The 18,500-nt window shown below is 51.9% G+C and carries 13 protein-coding genes, 4 tRNA genes and 1 rRNA gene; 2 read left to right on the forward strand and 16 right to left on the reverse strand.

What is annotated here, in order from left to right:
* Nucleotides 1–12: 12 nt before the first annotated feature.
* Entirely contained in the window at nt 13–195 is a 183-nt protein-coding gene (locus tag ACVKSX_RS23525) for a DUF1127 domain-containing protein (protein ID WP_010261051.1), read from the forward strand.
* A gap of 55 nt (nt 196–250) precedes the next feature.
* Here the strand turns inward: ACVKSX_RS23525 and rpoC are convergent, their stop codons facing one another.
* The 13 genes from rpoC to ACVKSX_RS23590 form a co-directional block, all read right to left on the reverse strand.
* The gene (gene rpoC, locus ACVKSX_RS23530) at nt 251–4,474 is read right to left on the reverse strand and encodes a DNA-directed RNA polymerase subunit beta' (protein ID WP_010261049.1); all 4,224 of its coding nucleotides are present in this window, start codon (nt 4,472–4,474) and stop codon (nt 251–253) included.
* Nucleotides 4,475–4,603: 129 nt separating this feature from the next.
* The gene (gene rpoB, locus ACVKSX_RS23535; protein ID WP_010261046.1) at nt 4,604–8,632 is read right to left on the reverse strand and encodes a DNA-directed RNA polymerase subunit beta; all 4,029 of its coding nucleotides are present in this window, start codon (nt 8,630–8,632) and stop codon (nt 4,604–4,606) included.
* A 330-nt stretch (nt 8,633–8,962) separates the two neighbouring features.
* Nucleotides 8,963–9,325, reverse strand: a complete 363-nt coding sequence (gene rplL, locus ACVKSX_RS23540) for a 50S ribosomal protein L7/L12 (RefSeq protein WP_008927142.1) — start codon at nt 9,323–9,325, stop codon at nt 8,963–8,965.
* 65 nt (nt 9,326–9,390) lie between these two features.
* Nucleotides 9,391–9,888: a 50S ribosomal protein L10 gene (gene rplJ / locus ACVKSX_RS23545; RefSeq protein ID WP_003848098.1), complete on the reverse strand. Its 498-nt coding sequence runs from the start codon at nt 9,886–9,888 to the stop codon at nt 9,391–9,393.
* 365 nt (nt 9,889–10,253) lie between these two features.
* On the reverse strand, nt 10,254–10,958 hold the full coding sequence (gene rplA / locus ACVKSX_RS23550) for a 50S ribosomal protein L1 (protein WP_010261038.1): 705 nt from the start codon (nt 10,956–10,958) through the stop codon (nt 10,254–10,256).
* 3 nt (nt 10,959–10,961) lie between these two features.
* A complete protein-coding gene (gene rplK / locus ACVKSX_RS23555; RefSeq protein ID WP_006121495.1) occupies nt 10,962–11,390 on the reverse strand; it encodes a 50S ribosomal protein L11 in 429 nt (142 codons plus the stop codon).
* 147 nt (nt 11,391–11,537) lie between these two features.
* Nucleotides 11,538–12,083: a transcription termination/antitermination protein NusG gene (gene nusG / locus ACVKSX_RS23560; RefSeq protein WP_003848088.1), complete on the reverse strand. Its 546-nt coding sequence runs from the start codon at nt 12,081–12,083 to the stop codon at nt 11,538–11,540.
* Between the two features lies 1 nt (nt 12,084).
* On the reverse strand, nt 12,085–12,468 hold the full coding sequence (secE, locus tag ACVKSX_RS23565) for a preprotein translocase subunit SecE (RefSeq protein ID WP_008927141.1): 384 nt from the start codon (nt 12,466–12,468) through the stop codon (nt 12,085–12,087).
* Nucleotides 12,469–12,699: 231 nt separating this feature from the next.
* On the reverse strand, nt 12,700–13,884 hold the full coding sequence (gene tuf, locus ACVKSX_RS23570; RefSeq protein ID WP_010261012.1) for an elongation factor Tu: 1,185 nt from the start codon (nt 13,882–13,884) through the stop codon (nt 12,700–12,702).
* Between the two features lie 108 nt (nt 13,885–13,992).
* Nucleotides 13,993–14,068 (reverse strand) — tRNA-Thr (locus ACVKSX_RS23575).
* 5 nt (nt 14,069–14,073) lie between these two features.
* Nucleotides 14,074–14,148: transfer RNA gene (locus ACVKSX_RS23580), tRNA-Gly, on the reverse strand.
* Nucleotides 14,149–14,339: 191 nt separating this feature from the next.
* Nucleotides 14,340–14,424: transfer RNA gene (locus ACVKSX_RS23585), tRNA-Tyr, on the reverse strand.
* A 7-nt stretch (nt 14,425–14,431) separates the two neighbouring features.
* Nucleotides 14,432–14,507: transfer RNA gene (locus ACVKSX_RS23590), tRNA-Thr, on the reverse strand.
* 777 nt (nt 14,508–15,284) lie between these two features.
* Between ACVKSX_RS23590 and coaA the strand changes: the two genes are divergently transcribed.
* On the forward strand, nt 15,285–16,232 hold the full coding sequence (gene coaA, locus ACVKSX_RS23595; protein ID WP_010672227.1) for a type I pantothenate kinase: 948 nt from the start codon (nt 15,285–15,287) through the stop codon (nt 16,230–16,232).
* A 43-nt stretch (nt 16,233–16,275) separates the two neighbouring features.
* Here coaA and birA read toward each other — a convergent pair whose 3' ends face one another.
* The 3 genes from birA to rrf all read right to left on the reverse strand — a co-directional run.
* Nucleotides 16,276–17,235: a bifunctional biotin--[acetyl-CoA-carboxylase] ligase/biotin operon repressor BirA gene (gene birA / locus ACVKSX_RS23600; protein WP_010672228.1), complete on the reverse strand. Its 960-nt coding sequence runs from the start codon at nt 17,233–17,235 to the stop codon at nt 16,276–16,278.
* Nucleotides 17,232–18,269 carry a UDP-N-acetylmuramate dehydrogenase gene (gene murB, locus ACVKSX_RS23605; RefSeq protein WP_284672784.1) on the reverse strand — a complete coding sequence of 346 codons (1,038 nt, stop codon included), beginning with the start codon at nt 18,267–18,269 and terminating at the stop codon, nt 17,232–17,234. The genes birA and murB overlap by 4 nt, the downstream gene beginning before the upstream one ends.
* 150 nt (nt 18,270–18,419) lie before the next feature.
* Nucleotides 18,420–18,500: ribosomal RNA gene (rrf, locus tag ACVKSX_RS23610) — 5S ribosomal RNA — on the reverse strand; the annotation flags it as partial.

The following is an 18,500-nucleotide window of genomic DNA, read 5'->3' on the forward strand; positions in this document are numbered from 1 at the left end:
GAGGGCACTATCATGGGATACGACGAGAATCGCGCAGCTAAACCGTTTACAGGCACGCCTTACCAGTTGGTTCGCTATCTTTGGCGCAGTTATAAACGCTGGCAGCTGAGGCGTGAGACGCGCGTCATCCTGTCGAAGCTGAGTGACAGTCAGCTGAAAGACATTGGCCTTGGCCGCAACGACTGGAATGTCTGAATCAGAGACAAAAAAAAACCCTGCCGAGGCAGGGTTTTTATCAGGCAAAGGACGATTAATCGTCTTTGTTGCCGCCGAGACCGGCGTTCAACAGTTCAGCCAGGCTGGCTGAGGCTTCATCCGCAGTAACCTGCGGTGCAACCGGAACTTCACCTGCCGCTTTGCGGCGCATACGATCCTGATGGTACGCATAACCGGTACCGGCCGGGATCAGACGACCCACGATTACGTTCTCTTTCAGGCCGCGCAGTTCATCGCGCTTACCTGCTACTGCTGCTTCGGTCAGGACACGCGTGGTTTCCTGGAACGATGCTGCAGAGATGAACGATTCGGTAGCCAGTGACGCTTTGGTAATACCCAGCAGGTCACGCATGAAGGTTGCGCCAACTTTTCCGTTCGCTTCCAGATCACGGTTAGAGATCTTGATGCGAGAGAATTCAGCCTGCTCACCTTCCAGGAAGTCTGCACTTCCTGCGCTCACGATGGTTGCTTTACGCAGCATCTGACGAACGATGACTTCGATGTGCTTATCGTTAATCTTAACGCCTTGCAGACGGTAAACTTCCTGCACTTCGTTAGTGATGTAACGGGTCACCGCATGCACGCCACGCAAGCGCAGGATGTCATGTGGAGACTCTGGGCCATCGGAAACCACGTCACCGCGCTCAACACGTTCACCTTCGAACACGTTCAGCTGACGCCATTTCGGAATCATCTCTTCGTACGGCTCACTGCCATCCAGCGGAGTGATGACCAGACGACGCTTACCTTTGGTCTCTTTACCGAAGGAGATGATGCCGCTGATCTCCGCCAGAATAGCTGGCTCTTTCGGACGACGCGCTTCGAACAGGTCAGCAACGCGTGGCAGACCACCGGTAATATCCTTGGTACCGCCAGATTCCTGCGGAACACGCGCCAGCGTGTCACCAGCACTGATCTTCACGCCATCTTCCAGCTGAACAATCGCTTTACCAGGCAGGAAGTACTGAGCCGGCATGTCGGTGCCCGGGATCAGAACGTCGTTGCCGTTGGCATCAACAATTTTCAGCGCAGGACGCAGATCTTTACCGCCCGCAGTACGTTCAGCACTGTCCAGAACCACCAGCGAAGAAAGACCGGTTAAGTCATCTGTCTGACGGGTAATGGTCTGGCCATCAACCATGTCCGTGAAGCGAATGAAACCGCCCACTTCGGTGATGACTGGCATGGTATGCGGATCCCAGTTTGCGACGGTTTCGCCCGCTGCAACCTGCTCACCATCACCTTTCGCCATGGTAGAACCATAAGGAACTTTATAGCTCTCTTTGGTACGACCAAATTCGTCGATCATTTTCAGTTCAACGTTACGCGAGGTGATCACCAGCTTGCCTGCCGAGTTCGTTACCGACTTAGCGTTGGTCAGCTTGATGGTACCTTTGTTCTTCACCTGAATGCTGGATTCAGCAGCCGCACGTGATGCCGCACCACCGATGTGGAACGTACGCATCGTCAGCTGTGTACCTGGCTCACCGATGGACTGTGCCGCGATAACACCGATCGCTTCACCTTTGTTGATGATGTGACCACGTGCCAGGTCGCGACCATAGCAATGCGCACACACACCAAAGTCGGTTTCACAACCTACTACTGAGCGGACTTTCAGGCTGTCGACTGAGTTCAGTTCCAGCACGTCACACCAGTGCTCATCGAGCAGCGTGTTGCGTGGAACCAGAATGTCAGCAGTACCCGGCTTCAGAACGTCTTCAGCGGTCACACGACCCAGAACACGTTCACGCAGTGGCTCTTTAACGTCGCCACCTTCGATGACAGGTGTCATCATGATGCCTTCGTGTGTACCACAGTCATCTTCGGTAACAACCAGATCCTGTGCAACGTCAACCAGACGACGCGTCAGATAACCGGAGTTCGCCGTTTTCAGTGCGGTATCCGCCAGACCTTTACGAGCACCGTGGGTTGAGATGAAGTACTGGAGTACGTTCAACCCTTCACGGAAGTTCGCCGTGATTGGTGTTTCGATGATGGAGCCATCTGGCTTCGCCATCAGACCACGCATACCGGCCAGCTGACGAATCTGTGCAGCAGAACCACGCGCACCGGAGTCAGCCATCATAAAGATGCTGTTAAAGGAAACCTGTCGCTCTTCTACGCCGTCACGGTTAATAACGGTTTCGGTTGAGAGGTTTTCCATCATCGCCTTGGCAACACGTTCGTTGGCTGCTGCCCAGATATCGATGACTTTGTTGTAACGTTCGCCTGCGGTTACCAGACCAGACTGGAACTGCTCCTGGATCTCAGCCACTTCAGCTTCCGCTTCGGTGATGATTTCCACTTTCTTCTCTGGAATAACCATGTCGTCGATGCCGACAGACGCGCCTGAACGGGCTGCGTAAGCGAAACCGGTGTACATGGTCTGGTCAGCAAAGATAACGGTCGGCTTCAGGCCCAGAATGCGGTAACAGGTGTTCAGCATTTTGGAGATAGCTTTTTTGCCCAGCGCCTGGTTAACGATGGAGAAAGGCAGACCTTTTGGCACGATCATCCACAGGATGGCACGGCCAACAGTGGTGTCGATGATGCTGGTTTTAGCAACCCACTCATCCTGCTCATTTTTCTCGTGTTCGGTGATACGCACCTTAACGCGAGCATGCAGCGATGCGAGGCCAGCGCGATAAATACGCTCAGCTTCTTTCGGGCCAGTCAGCACCATGCCTTCGCCTTTGGCGTTAACACAGTCACGGGTCATGTAGTACAGACCCAGTACAACGTCCTGAGAAGGAACGATGATTGGCTCGCCGTTCGCAGGTGACAGGATGTTGTTGGTCGACATCATCAGCGCACGTGCTTCCAGCTGGGCTTCCAGCGTCAGCGGTACGTGAACAGCCATCTGGTCACCATCGAAGTCGGCGTTGTATGCCGCACAAACCAGCGGGTGCAGCTGGATCGCTTTACCTTCGATCAGAACCGGTTCAAAGGCCTGAATACCCAGACGGTGCAGCGTAGGCGCACGGTTCAGCAGAACCGGGTGCTCACGGATCACTTCGTCGAGGATATCCCAGACAACCGCTTCTTCGCGCTCAACCATTTTCTTCGCGGCTTTGATGGTGGTGGCCAGGCCACGCAGTTCCAGCTTGCCGTAAATGAACGGTTTGAACAGTTCGAGTGCCATTTTCTTCGGCAGACCGCACTGATGCAGGCGCAGGTATGGACCTACGGTGATAACCGAACGACCAGAATAGTCGACACGTTTACCCAGCAGGTTCTGACGGAAACGACCCTGCTTACCTTTGATCATGTCAGCCAGTGATTTCAGCGGACGCTTGTTGGAACCGGTGATCGCACGACCGCGACGACCGTTGTCCAGCAGTGCATCGACCGCTTCCTGCAACATACGCTTTTCGTTGCGCACGATGATATCTGGCGCAGCCAGATCCAGCAGGCGTTTCAGGCGGTTGTTACGGTTGATCACGCGACGATAGAGATCGTTCAGATCCGACGTTGCGAAACGGCCACCATCCAGCGGTACCAGCGGACGCAGATCCGGTGGCAGAACAGGCAGCACGGTCAGGATCATCCACTCTGGCTTGTTGCCAGACTGTACGAACGCTTCCAGCAGCTTGATGCGCTTGGTCAGCTTTTTACGTTTGGTTTCGGAGTTAGTTTCGTTCAGCTCTTCACGCAGCTGCTCGCACTCCTGCTCCAGATCCATGTTTTTCAACAGGGCCTGGATCGCTTCGGCGCCCATTTTGGCGTCGAACTCGTCACCGAACTCTTCCAGAGCGTCAAGGTACTGCTCTTCAGTCAGAATCTGACGCTTCTCGAGGTTGGTCATGCCACCTTCGATTACCACGTAAGATTCAAAGTAGAGCACGCGCTCGATGTCACGCAGTGGCATATCCAGCAGTAAGCCGATACGCGATGGCAGTGACTTCAGGAACCAGATGTGCGCAGTCGGCGACGCCAGTTCGATGTGGCCCATACGCTCACGGCGTACTTTAGTCTGGGTCACTTCAACGCCGCACTTCTCACAAATCACACCACGGTGTTTCAGGCGCTTGTATTTGCCGCACAGGCACTCATAGTCTTTTACCGGCCCGAAGATACGGGCACAGAACAGACCATCGCGCTCTGGCTTAAAAGTACGGTAGTTAATGGTTTCTGGCTTTTTCACTTCACCAAAAGACCAGGAACGGATCATGTCTGGCGAAGCCAGCGCAATTTTGATCGCATCAAACTCTTCGGTCTTAGTTTGCGCTTTCAGAAACTTAAGTAAGTCTTTCACGGATTAGCTCCCGTCGGAGTGAGACTCAGAGGGCGTCCAACCGAAATTGAACGCCCCGTAACCAGTACAATTGCGAGCGCTTTAAACCCTGCGCTTTCAGGCGGCGGCGAACCGCAGCCTGAAAAGGGGTTACTCGTCTTCCAGCTCGATGTTGATACCCAGCGAGCGAATCTCTTTCAACAGTACGTTGAAGGATTCCGGCATGCCCGGTTCCATCTGATGGTTACCGTCAACGATGTTTTTATACATCTTGGTACGGCCGTTGACGTCATCAGACTTAACGGTAAGCATTTCCTGCAGGGTATACGCGGCACCGTATGCTTCCAGTGCCCATACTTCCATCTCACCAAAGCGCTGACCACCGAACTGCGCCTTACCACCCAGCGGCTGCTGAGTAACCAGGCTGTAGGAACCGGTTGAACGTGCATGCATCTTGTCATCAACCAGGTGGTTGAGTTTCAGCATGTACATGTAGCCAACGGTTACCTGACGTTCGAACTGCTCACCGGTACGGCCGTCAAACAGGGTAATCTGACCGGAAGAAGGCAAGCCGCCGAGCTGCAGCAGCTCTTTGATTTCGCTCTCTTTCGCGCCATCAAACACCGGAGTGGCGATTGGCATACCTTTCTTCAGGTTCTCAGCCAGACGCAATACTTCGTCATCGGAGAAGGTGTTCAGGTCAACTTTCTGACGCAGATCGCTACCCAGGTCATAGGCGCGCTGGATGAATTCGCGCAGTTTCGCGACGTCTTCCTGCTTTTTGAGCATGGCGTTGATCTTCTCGCCGATGCCTTTCGCTGCCATACCCAGGTGGGTTTCCAGAATCTGACCGATGTTCATACGCGATGGTACGCCCAGCGGGTTCAGAACGATGTCAACCGGCGTGCCGTTTTCATCGTAAGGCATATCTTCGATCGGGTTGATCTTAGAGATAACACCTTTGTTACCGTGACGGCCTGCCATTTTGTCACCCGGCTGAATCTGACGCTTAACAGCCAGATAAACCTTAACGATTTTCAGCACGCCTGGTGCCAGATCATCGCCCTGGGTGATTTTACGACGCTTACCTTCGAGTTTTTTCTCAAACTCGTGCTTCAGCTCGTCGTACTGCTCTGCCAGCTGCTCCAGCTGGTTTTGCTTGGCTTCGTCAGTCAGACCCAGTTCCAGCCAGCGCTCACGCGGCAGCTTGTCCAGTTTGTCTGCTTCAACGCCACCAGAAATCAATACGTTCTGGATACGGCTGAACAGGCCCGCTTCCAGAATTTGCAGTTCTTCAGACAGGTCTTTCTTGGCCTGCTTCAGCTGCATCTCTTCAATTTCCAGCGCACGTTTGTCTTTTTCCACGCCATCGCGGGTAAAGACCTGAACGTCGATCACGGTGCCTGACACGCCATTCGGTACGCGCAGTGACGAATCTTTCACGTCAGAGGCTTTTTCACCGAAGATAGCTCGCAGCAGTTTCTCTTCTGGCGTCAGCTGGGTTTCACCTTTCGGCGTAACCTTACCAACCAGAATGTCGCCACCGGTCACTTCAGCACCGATGTAGACGATGCCTGACTCATCCAGTTTAGAGAGTGCAGCTTCACCCACGTTCGGGATATCAGCGGTAATCTCTTCCGGCCCCAGTTTGGTGTCACGCGACACGCAAGCCAGTTCCTGAATGTGGATAGTCGTAAAGCGATCTTCCTGAACCACACGCTCGGAGACCAGGATGGAGTCTTCGAAGTTGTAACCGTTCCACGGCATGAACGCTACGCGCATGTTCTGGCCCAGCGCCAGTTCACCCAGATCGGTGGACGGGCCATCTGCCAGCACGTCGCCGCGCTCAACCGGCTCACCCAGAGAAACACATGGCATCTGGTTGATGCAGGTGTTCTGGTTAGAACGGGTATATTTGGTCAGGTTGTAGATGTCGATACCGGCTTCGCCAGCATGCATTTCGTCTTCGTTAACTTTGATAACGATACGTGATGCGTCGACGTACTGTACGGTACCGCCACGTTTGGCAACGGCAGTTACACCGGAGTCAACGGCAACAGCACGTTCCATACCCGTACCAACCAGCGGCTTATCAGCACGCAGAGTCGGAACGGCCTGACGTTGCATGTTCGCACCCATCAGGGCGCGGTTAGCATCATCGTGTTCCAGGAACGGGATCAGGGACGCACCGACAGAAACGATCTGTTGAGTCGAAACGTCCATGTAGTCAACCTGATCGCGGCTGAACAGACTTGATTCGCCTTTGCTACGGCAGGTGACCAGGTCATCAACAAACGCGCCGTTATCATCAAGAGGGGCGTTCGCCTGAGCGATAACGTAGTTACCCTCTTCGATAGCAGAGAGGTAGTGAATCTCGTCAGAAACCAGACCGTCGATAACACGGCGGTAAGGCGTCTCAAGGAAACCGTACTCGTTGGTCTGTGCATACACAGACAAGGAGTTGATCAGACCGATGTTCGGGCCTTCAGGGGTTTCGATTGGGCAGACACGACCGTAGTGCGTTGGGTGTACGTCACGCACTTCGAAGCCGGCACGCTCACGCGTCAAACCACCCGGGCCGAGAGCAGAGATACGACGTTTGTGCGTAATCTCTGACAGCGGGTTGTTCTGATCCATAAACTGAGAAAGCTGGCTGGAACCAAAGAACTCTTTCACCGCGGCCGAAATTGGCTTCGCGTTGATCATGTCCTGTGGCATCAGGGTATCAAGGTCGCCCAGTGACAGACGCTCTTTCACCGCACGCTCAACACGTACCAGACCGACACGGAACTGGTTCTCAGCCATTTCACCGACTGAACGAATACGACGGTTACCGAGGTGGTCGATATCGTCCACTTCGCCTTTACCGTTACGGATGTCGATCAGCTTCTTCATCACTTCGATGATGTCATCTTTGCTCAGGATGCCTGAACCTTCGATTTCATCACGCAGCAATGAACGGTTGAACTTCATACGACCCACAGCAGAAAGATCGTAACGATCTTCAGAGAAGAACAGGTTCTCAAACAGGTTCTCTGCTGCTTCGCGTGTTGGCGGCTCACCAGGACGCATCATGCGGTAGATCTCAACCAGTGCGCTCAGACGATCGCTGGTTGGGTCGACACGCAGGGTCTCGGACATATATGGACCGTGGTCCAGATCGTTGGTGAACAGCGTTTCGATGCGCTTGTGACCGGACTGGCTCAGTTTGGCCAGCAGATCCAGTGACAGTTCCATGTTCGCTGCAATGATCAGCTCACCGGTGCTCTCATCGATGTAGTCTTTAGCGACCACTTTGCCCGCGATATATTCAACCGGAACTTCGATGTGCTGAATGCCATCTTTTTCCAGCTGACGGATATGGCGCGCAGTAATACGGCGTGCTTTTTCGACGTAGACGGTGCCGTTCGCTTCGATATCGAAGGTCGCAGTTTCACCGCGCAGGCGCTCAGGCACCAGCTCCATCTGCAGCTTGTTGTCGCGAATTTCAAACACCACTTTCTCGAAGAAGATATCGAGGATCTGAGGTGTAGTGAACTGCAACGCACGCAGGATGATAGTGGCCGGCAGCTTACGACGACGGTCAATACGGACAAACAGGTTATCTTTCGGGTCAAACTCAAAGTCGAGCCATGAACCGCGGTAAGGGATGATACGTGCGTTGTAGAGCACTTTACCCGATGAGTGGGTTTTACCCTTATCGCTATCAAAGAACACGCCAGGACTACGGTGCAGCTGAGAAACGATAACGCGCTCGGTACCATTGATAACAAAGGTACCATTGTCGGTCATGAGCGGAATTTCGCCCATGTAGACTTCTTGTTCTTTAATGTCTTTTACGGTGCCTTCTGGCGCTTCGCGCTCATAGACCACCAGACGCAGTTTCACGCGCAGCGGTGCCGAATAGGTCACGCCACGGATCTGACACTCTTTCACGTCAAAGACAGGTTCACCCAGGCGATAGCTGACATACTGCAACTCAGAGTTGCCGCTGTAGCTCGCAATAGGGAATACAGAGCGGAATGCAGCTTCCAGTCCGTACTGACCTTCTGGATCTTGCTCGATAAACTTCTGGAACGAGTCGAGCTGGATGGAAAGGAGATAAGGTATGTCCAGTACTTGCGGACGTTTACCAAAATCCTTACGAATACGTTTTTTCTCGGTATAGGAGTAAACCATAGGGTTCCTCAGCTAGCTGACAAGTCGACCCACGCTGTCCGTCCTGACAGGACAGTTCATGCAACACGATTTTGTTTGATTCACTGGCTGCGCAGCAGCAGTGCAATACCTCTTTCTATCACGCTTAAATCATTTCATCGCTGTTGCGAGGGCAGGGAACCCGCACAGGTAGAGCGGTATATTAAGTCGTCGATAGAGAAAGATATTGAAGAGTAACAATGGACAAACAGTGTGAAACCCCATTGAGACCCTGTAGCGCAAAAAGGCTGGTGACCAAAAAGTCACCAGCCATCAGCCTGAAACTACTCAGACTGCAACCCGAAGGCTGTCTTACTTAACTTCAACTTCAGCGCCAGCTTCTTTCAGAGCAGCTTCAAGTGCAGCTGCGTCATCTTTGCTGATCGCTTCTTTGATTACGCCAGTTGCTTCAACCAGATCTTTGGCTTCTTTCAGGCCCAGACCAGTTGCAGTACGTACGGCTTTGATTACTGCAACCTTGTTCGGGCCAACAGCTTTCAGGACTACGTCGAATTCAGTTTTTTCTTCAACAGCTTCAGCCGGGCCCGCAGCAACAGCTACAGCAGCAGCAGCAGAAACGCCGAATTTTTCTTCCATAGCAGAAACCAGCTCAACTACTTCCATTACGGACATCGCTGCAACAGCTTCCAGAATTTGGTCTTTAGTAATAGACATGACAATTGTTCCTAAGAATCAGAAAAAGTTTATACGTAAGCAAGTACGAAGAAAAGAATATGGCCTTAAGCCGCTTCTTTTGCATCGCGTACAGCAGCCAGAGTGCGGACCAGTTTGCCGGCAGCGGCTTCTTTCATGGTCGACATCAGACGTGCCAGTGCTTCTTCGTAGGTCGGCAGCGTTGCCAGACGGTCAATATTGGCCGCCGTGATCAGCTCACCTTCAAAGGCTGCAGCTTTGACCTCAAATTTTGCATTCGCTTTCGCGAAATCTTTGAACAGACGAGCAGCAGCGCCCGGGTGTTCCATAGAATATGCAATCAGGGTCGGACCAACAAACGTGTCTTTCAGGCACTCAAACTGAGTTCCTTCAACGACGCGGCGCAGCAGGGTGTTACGAACAACACGCATGTAAACGCCAGCTTCACGGCCTGCTTTACGCAGTTCGGTCATTTTATCAACGGTGACGCCACGGGAATCCGCAACAACCGCTGAAAGCGCACCTTTGGCTACTTCGCTGACTTCAGCAACAATCGCTTGTTTGTCTTGAAGATTTAATGCCATTAGCTTTTGCTCCTGGATTTGACCGGGAAAGGATTTCCCCGGAACTCACTTCACTTACTCACCCCAAGGGGAAATAAGCGCTCGAACACGGTGAGCAGAATCCAGCTAAGAAAAAATTCTTTTGGTTCTGTCACCGTCTACGCAGGGTATTAAGCGGAATATCCGGAGATAAGCCGCTCCTGCGGTCTTGGACGGAGGCCAGGATAAGGCCTGGCTCCAACCTAAATTCTGTGCGACGCAGCAGAGTCAGAGGGAAAGGCGATACACGCAACAATCAGTTCTGGCTCTCTGGTGTCCTGTTCCGTTAATAACAGAACAACGGGCGTAAGATTCTAGGTGAATTTTTCGCCCGTTTCAAGCAGCAATTAGTTTGCTGTTGCGTTCAGACCAGCCTGGTCAACGGCAACGCCGGCGCCCATGGTGGTTGAAAGGCTAACTTTCTTGATGTACACGCCTTTCGCCTGAGATGGTTTTGCTTTTTTCAGCGCAACCAGCAGAGATTCCAGGTTTTCTTTCAGTTTGTCAGCGTCAAAGTCCACTTTACCGATGGTAGTGTGGATGATGCCGTTTTTGTCGTTACGATAACGAACCTGACCCGCTTTAGCGTTCTTAACCGCTTCAGCAACGTTAGGCGTTACAGTACCGACTTTCGGGTTTGGCATCAGGCCACGTGGACCCAGAATCTGGCCCAGCTGGCCAACAACGCGCATTGCATCCGGAGAAGCAATAACAACGTCAAAATTCATTTCGCCTTTCTTGATCTGATCAGCCAGGTCTTCCATGCCTACCAGCTCAGCGCCTGCTGCTTTAGCAGCTTCAGCGTTGGCGCCCTGGGCGAAGACAGCAACACGTACTGAACGACCAGTACCGTGTGGCAGAACGGTCGCGCCGCGAACGTTCTGATCAGATTTACGTGCATCAATGCCGAGGTTGACAGCAACGTCAACGCTTTCAACGAACTTGGCAGTAGCCAGTTCTTTCAGCAGAGCAACAGCTTCAGCAATATCATACTGCTTGGTCGCGTCAACTTTGTCGCGAATTACGGTCATGCGCTTGGTCAGCTTAGCCATTTCTTAGTCCTCTACTACCAGGCCCATGGAACGAGCAGTACCTTCGATTGAGCGAGTCATCGCTTCAACGTCAGAACCAGTCATGTCCGCAGCTTTGGTTTCTGCGATTTCACGTACCTGAGCACGAGTCACTTTACCGACTTTATCTTTGTTCGGCTTACCAGAACCAGACTTGATGCCCGCTGCTTTTTTCAGCAGTACGGCAGCCGGAGGCGTTTTGGTAATGAAGGTAAAAGAACGGTCGCTGTATACGGTGATAACAACAGGAGTCGGCAGACCTTTTTCCAGAGATTCGGTCTTAGCGTTGAACGCTTTGCAGAATTCCATGATGTTAACACCCTGCTGACCCAGAGCTGGACCAACCGGTGGACTTGGGTTCGCCATACCAGCTGCAACCTGCAGCTTGACGTAGGCTTGGACTTTCTTAGCCATGATATTTCCTCAATTGGGTTATAGCGCCTGTAAAGGCTCCCCGTGATAACGATTTACACACTGTTGCCAGCGCATAAAAACAAAAGGCGCGAAATTGTAGTTAAATTTCGCGCCTGCTGCAACAGCTAATTTGTGAGCGGAAAGAGGTTAACCTTTCTCCACCTGACCGAAGTCGAGCTCAACCGGCGTGGCACGTCCAAAGATGGAAACGGATACCGTCAGGCGGCTCTTCTCGTAATCCACATCTTCAACCACACCGTTAAAGTCAGCAAAAGGACCGTCATTAACGCGAACCATTTCACCTGGCTCAAACAGCGTTTTCGGACGAGGCTTGTCGCCGACCTGCTGCAGACGGTTCATGATCGCATCAACTTCTTTATCGCTGATAGGTGCCGGACGGTCAGATGTACCGCCGATGAAACCCATCACGCGTGGGACGCTGCGTACCAGGTGCCAGCTGGCGTCATTCATCACCATCTGAACCAGTACGTATCCCGGGAAAAACTTGCGCTCGCTCTTACGACGCTGGCCACCACGAATTTCAACGACTTCTTCAGTCGGAACCATGACGTCGCCAAACAGCTCTTCCATGTTGTGCAATTTGATATGCTCGCGCAGCGATTGTGCTACGCGGCCTTCAAAACCGGAAAACGCCTGTACGACGTACCAGCGTTTCTTTGGAGCTTCAGACATCTCAGAACCTCAGGCCAGTGATAAACGATACCAGACGGACCAGAATACCATCCAGCCCCCACAAAATCAGTGACATCACGGCAGTAACCGCGGCAACGATTAACGTGGTGTGCAGCGTTTCCTGGCGGGTTGGCCAGATAACCTTACGCATTTCTGTTCTTGCTTCACGAGCAAAAGCCACGGTCGCTTTGCCTTTGGTCGTTAAAAGCGCAATGCCGCCAGCCGCTGCAATCAGTACAACTACGGCTAAAGCACGCAGTGGCAGTGACACATCACGATAGAGGTAGTTACCTACAATCGCTGCAAGCAGCAGTAACACGACTACTACCCACTTTACCGCTTCCAGGCCACGCCCGCTCCCTTGAGCTTCGGTATTCGCACTCATAAACCAACCTGCCACAATAATTCAGAAACTATTCTGCCCCGCAGTGCGAGGCGTCCAAACCGAATGAGCTTTTGGGGCGTAACTCGGTATCCAACGCCGCATAACAGAGCCTGTCTCAGCAATGATTATGATTCAAAAAATCACTGATGAGCCAGGTTCTATGAAACAGCGTGCAAAAAGGGCATCAAATGATGCCCTTTCCGTGTGCATTGCGTCAAACGTTATCGGTAATTATGCGATAACTTTAGCAACAACACCCGCGCCAACGGTACGGCCACCTTCGCGGATTGCGAAGCGCAGACCTTCGTCCATTGCGATTGGGTGGATCAGGGTAACAACCATTTTGATGTTGTCGCCTGGCATGACCATCTCAACGCCTTCTGGCAGCTCTACTGAACCGGTTACGTCAGTTGTACGGAAGTAGAACTGTGGACGATAGCCTTTGAAGAACGGAGTATGGCGGCCACCTTCGTCTTTAGACAGAACGTAAACTTCTGACTCGAACTGGGTGTGCGGCTTGATTGAGCCTGGCTTAGCCAGAACCTGGCCACGCTGGATGTCTTCACGCTTGATACCGCGCAGCAGAACACCACAGTTTTCGCCTGCCTGACCCTGGTCCAGCAGCTTACGGAACATCTCAACACCGGTACAGGTTGATTTCGCAGTATCTTTGATACCCACGATTTCAACTTCGTCGCCGACTTTAACGATGCCGCGCTCAACACGACCGGTTACAACGGTACCACGGCCAGAGATTGAGAATACGTCTTCGATTGGCAGCAGGAACGGCATGTCGATCGCACGGACTGGATCCGGGATGTAGTTGTCCAGGTGTTCAGCCAGCTCAACGATTTTTGCTTCCCACTCAGGAACGCCTTCCAGCGCTTTCAGAGCAGAACCACGAACGATTGGGGTGTCATCGCCTGGGAAGTCGTACTGTGACAGCAGGTCACGTACTTCCATCTCTACCAGTTCCAGCAGCTCTTCATCATCAACCATGTCACACTTGTTCAGGAACACGATGATGTAAGGAACGCCAACCTGACGACCCAGCAGGATGTGCTCACGGGTCTGTGGCATTGGGCCATCAGTCGCAGCAACAACCAGGATCGCGCCGTCCATCTGCGCAGCACCGGTGATCATGTTTTTCACATAGTCGGCGTGGCCTGGGCAGTCAACGTGAGCGTAGTGACGTGCAGCAGTCTCATACTCAACGTGTGCGGTGTTGATGGTGATACCGCGGGCTTTTTCTTCAGGCGTGCTGTCGATCTGATCGAATGCACGAGCCTGGCCGCCGTTGGTTTTAGCCAGTACGGTAGTGATAGCTGCAGTCAGGGTGGTTTTACCGTGGTCAACGTGACCGATGGTGCCCACGTTTACGTGCAGTTTGTTACGTTGAAATTGCTCTTTAGCCATCGCTAGTCCCTCTAAGACACGGATATATCAATGATATCATCACATTAACCAGGCAATGCCTGACTGCAAGGAAGTTACAGAGAAAATCAGGAGGGAGATTAAAGGAAGTGGTGCTGATACCCAGAGTCGAACTGGGGACCTCACCCTTACCAAGGGTGCGCTCTACCAACTGAGCCATATCAGCACATCTGGAGCGGGCAGCGGGAATCGAACCCGCATCATCAGCTTGGAAGGCTGAGGTAATAGCCATTATACGATGCCCGCATCCTGGAACTCGGCTACCTGTTCTTTCTGTAGCTTGCAGATAACAGAGATGTTTCTCTATTATCTACTGCCTGTCAGCGAAGCTGACCGACTTTGACTTCGCTAACGCTCAGTCTGAATTCAGGGTGATAAGTGACTCACCTGACAGATAAACAGGTTGTTTATCTGCGTACCCAACCGCGAGGTTGAGATGGTGGTGGGAGAAGGATTCGAACCTTCGAAGTCTGTGACGGCAGATTTACAGTCTGCTCCCTTTGGCCGCTCGGGAATCCCACCTACTTGATGGTGCCGGCTACCGGAATCGAACTGGTGACCTACTGATTACAAGTCAGTTGCTCTACCAACTGAGCTAAGCCGGCATCAAGTGGAGCGCATTCTAGGAAGGTCGGGCTCTGGATGCAACTAAAAAATCGCTTATTTTTTTCTATCGCTTACTATTTGTGCAAATCATCGCATTTTAGTGTTTTTGTGCAGAATATTTGTGCAATCTGGTCCTGTTTTCATAGGATCAGTCAGCCCGCGCTAATGCCTCACGCCTCTCCCTGGGTCGCTTTTCAGCAGGTAAATGATCTGCAGGCAGTATTTTTATTTCACACGCCTGTACCGAACGATGCTTTTTTGACCTCGCCTGCGCTTTTTTTTCATGTGCAGGCACTTTTCTGTAGAAAGCAGGCCTGTTTTGACATGCGTGTCCCTTATGTCGGTACGACGATGACCAGGCGTGGAGCCTTTCAAAATGACTCTACGCCGTTTGTTCGTTTGCTGAAGTTCTTATGGGACATATTGAATCTGTACCGCATCAGCCTCTCTCTATGCCCTTATAGCGGCGTTTTGTCATTCAGACGTGTCAGATGTAAAAAGCAGATAAAAGCCGCACATGCGCTGTGATGACCTGCAATATCATAAACAACGATAAAGCAGTAAAAATTAAAGCCACCATGATGTTTTGTGGGTATGCCGACGAAAGCGAGATCACGTTTATCTTTTTACTTCTGTTAAAAGCCATACTGGTGATACCCTCCAGCCCATTGTTCTCACTGATAAACCAGCGATTCGTGATTCACTTCACCTGTGCTGTCCTGCTTATCGGATAACACGCGGTTGATAGCCATGAATTTGCGGTCAGATGCATGCTTATGGATAAAACGACCCCCCTGACAACGCCTTATTTAGAGTTCACTCGTGAGCAATGGGCTGCATTACGTGATTCCGTTCCTATGACGCTGTCAGAGGAAGAGATCGCGCAGCTGGAGGGCATCAACGAGGATCTCTCGCTGGAGGAAGTAGCGGAAATTTATCTGCCACTTTCGCGTCTGCTTAATTTTTATATAAGTTCTAACGTTCGCCGGCAGGCTGTACTGGAGCAATTTCTGGGCACCAATGGCCAGAAAATCCCCTATATCATCAGTATTGCGGGTAGCGTAGCGGTCGGTAAAAGCACGACTGCGCGTGTCTTGCAGGCTTTGCTCAGCCGCTGGCCTGAACATCGCAAAGTCGAATTGATCACTACTGATGGCTTCCTTCATCCTAATGCCGTGCTGAAAGAGCGCGGGTTAATGAAGAAAAAAGGATTCCCGCAATCCTACGATATGCACCGGTTGGTCAATTTCGTCTCCGATTTGAAGTCGGGAGCCAGTCAGGTGACTGCTCCGGTCTATTCACATCTGATTTATGATGTCATCCCTGATGGCGATAAAGTGATACAGCAGCCTGATATTCTGATTCTGGAAGGTCTGAATGTATTACAGAGTGGAATGGACTATCCCCACGATCCCCATCATGTCTTTGTTTCAGACTTCGTCGATTTTTCTATCTATGTTGATGCAGAGGAAGATCTCCTGCAAAGCTGGTATATCAATCGATTCCTGAAATTCCGCCAGGGCGCATTTACCAATCCGGACTCCTATTTCCATCATTACGCCCAGCTCTCAGAGGCAGAAGCAGTTGAAATTGCTGGCAATTTATGGAAAGAGATTAACTGGCTTAACCTGCAGGAAAATATCCTGCCGACGCGCGAGCGAGCCAGCCTGATTATGACCAAAAGTGGCGATCATGCAGTCGATAAGGTTCGCTTGCGTAAATAACTGCTGTCATAAAAAAGCCTGCGTTGCTGCAGGCTTTTTTTACTCAGACAGGACGCAGTGATATTTCTCCACCCACCCAGGCTTTTATTTCGCCATCCTGTTCCAGTAACAGGCCACCCTGGCTGTCTACGCCTCGCGCAATACCATGGACCTCACGTTCACCGATAAGCAGCTTAACCGGCCGGTTAATAAAGTTATCCAGCGCAGCCCAGCGTGCGACAAACGGGGTTAATCCCTCCTGCTCAAAGAGCGGCAGAGCTTCGCGCAGACTGTTGATCAGACGTGCCGCCAGCTCATTGCGGTTTACCGTTACCCCGGCCTCCTGCAGGTTAATCCAGCCCTGATTAATCTGTGATGCATCGGCTGTTCGCATCGCCAGGTTAATCCCCGCACCAATCACGATCTGTGCAGCATCGCCGGTTTTACCTGTCAGTTCGACCAGAATACCCGCCAGTTTACGATCGTTCAGGTAAATATCATTGGGCCATTTTACGCGGACGTCATCGGCCCCTAATGAACGTAATGTCTCAGCCATGATAATGCCAATTACCAGGCTCAGACCCATCGCCGCTGCCGGCCCCTGCTCCAGACGCCAGTACATAGACATGTAGAGGTTCGCGCCAAAGGGCGAAAACCACTGACGGCCACGACGGCCGCGACCCGCCTGCTGATATTCCGCAATGCAGGCAGCACCCGACTCCATTTCATGCATACGTTCCAGCAGATACTGATTTGTGGAATCAATCACCGGGATTACCGAGACGTTACCCTGCGTAACCTGTGAGAGTATCGCCTGCTCATCCAGCAGCTGTATCGGGGCAGAGAGACTGTAACCTTTACCTGTCACGGTATAGACGTCAAGACCCCAGCTTTTTAACGTCTGGATATGCTTATTTATGGCTGCGCGACTCATGCCCAGCCTTTCACCCAGTTGCTCACCGGAATGAAACTCACCATCAGATAAGATATCAACCAGCTTTAGCGGAACATTATGGTCTTTCATGCGATCACCCCGACGGCATTACACTCACCCTGCGCCTGGATAAAGCGCACTTCGGGCTCAAGCCAGACATCAAATTTTTCACCAACCTGAGCGCGTACGGTTTTTGCCAGCGCAACGATATCGTCGGGAGTGGCATTTTCAGCGTTGATCAGCACCAGAGCCTGTTGCTGGTGAACTGCCGCGCCCCTAATGCGGTAACCTTTCAGCTGGCACTGATCGATAAGCCATCCTGCTGCCAGTTTGATTTCACCATTTGGCATCAGATAGTGTGGCATAGCCGGAAAATGCGTCAGTAGTGAGCTGCACTGCGCCTCGGTGACGACAGGATTTTTAAAAAAGCTGCCTACATTACCGGTGACTTTCGGATCGGGTAATTTGCTCTGCCGCATCTGGCATACCGCGTGATAGACATCCCATGCATTGGCCGTCACCGGATTGAGCGTTTTTAGATCGCCGTAGGTTAATACCGGTTGCCATTGCTTAGGCAATATTATCCCGACTGCGACGATGACATAGCCTGACTGGTAGTGATGTTTAAAAATGCTGTCACGATAGCCAAACTCACAGGCTTCACGATCGAGACGTTCTGTCTGACCACTGTGCAGATTAAGTACATCCACGTATTCGCAGACGTCTTTTAATTCCACGCCATAAGCACCTATGTTCTGAATCGGTGCCGAACCGGTCATACCAGGGATCAACGCCAGATTTTCCAGGCCTGTGATTCCTTTTTCCAGCGTGCTTTTAACCAGCTGATGCCAGTTCTCACCTGCCCCGACGTGCAATTTCCAGCACTCATATTCATCCTGAATTTTGATGCCTTTGATGCGGTTCAGCACCACTGTACCGGCAAAATCTTCCAGGAATAGGACATTGCTGCCTTCACCGAGCACAAGGAAAGGCGTTTGATCACTCTGGCTGGCCTGCCATGCTGCCAGAATGGCGGCTGGCGTCTCGGCGACGATGCGTTTCTGTGTATGTACTTCAAGCCCAAGCGTATTGTCGGCTTTTAAGGAGGGATGCTGGCTGGACATTTGACGGCCTTTACTGAGTTATCTGGCCGTAGTTTACCGTATCAGAGAGGGGTTCTCAGGCTGTTTTCGGAGGTTATGATGAGGTTTTTCACGATCTGCAGACGTAAAAAAGCCCCGCACTTTCGTGCGGGGCTTCTTCACTTATTTAATGCCTGGCAGTTCCCTACTCTCGCATGGGGAGACCCCACACTACCATCGGCGCTACGGCGTTTCACTTCTGAGTTCGGCATG

This window comes from Pantoea sp. PvP021 (genome assembly GCF_054056055.1).

Bases quoted from the DNA above. Each gene is read 5' to 3' on its own strand.
- rpoB (WP_010261046.1), bottom strand. From the start codon at position 8,632: ATGGTTTACTCCTATACCGAGAAAAAACGTATTCGTAAGGATTTTGGT.
- birA (WP_010672228.1), bottom strand. From the start codon at position 17,235: ATGAAAGACCATAATGTTCCGCTAAAGCTGGTTGATATCTTATCTGAT.
- secE (WP_008927141.1), bottom strand. From the start codon at position 12,468: ATGAGTGCGAATACCGAAGCTCAAGGGAGCGGGCGTGGCCTGGAAGCG.
- ACVKSX_RS23525 (WP_010261051.1), top strand. From the start codon at position 13: ATGGGATACGACGAGAATCGCGCAGCTAAACCGTTTACAGGCACGCCT.
- rplK (WP_006121495.1), bottom strand. From the start codon at position 11,390: ATGGCTAAGAAAGTCCAAGCCTACGTCAAGCTGCAGGTTGCAGCTGGT.
- tuf (WP_010261012.1), bottom strand. From the start codon at position 13,884: ATGGCTAAAGAGCAATTTCAACGTAACAAACTGCACGTAAACGTGGGC.
- coaA (WP_010672227.1), top strand. From the start codon at position 15,285: ATGGATAAAACGACCCCCCTGACAACGCCTTATTTAGAGTTCACTCGT.
- murB (WP_284672784.1), bottom strand. From the start codon at position 18,269: ATGTCCAGCCAGCATCCCTCCTTAAAAGCCGACAATACGCTTGGGCTT.
- rplL (WP_008927142.1), bottom strand. From the start codon at position 9,325: ATGTCTATTACTAAAGACCAAATTCTGGAAGCTGTTGCAGCGATGTCC.
- nusG (WP_003848088.1), bottom strand. From the start codon at position 12,083: ATGTCTGAAGCTCCAAAGAAACGCTGGTACGTCGTACAGGCGTTTTCC.
- rplJ (WP_003848098.1), bottom strand. From the start codon at position 9,888: ATGGCATTAAATCTTCAAGACAAACAAGCGATTGTTGCTGAAGTCAGC.
- rplA (WP_010261038.1), bottom strand. From the start codon at position 10,958: ATGGCTAAGCTGACCAAGCGCATGACCGTAATTCGCGACAAAGTTGAC.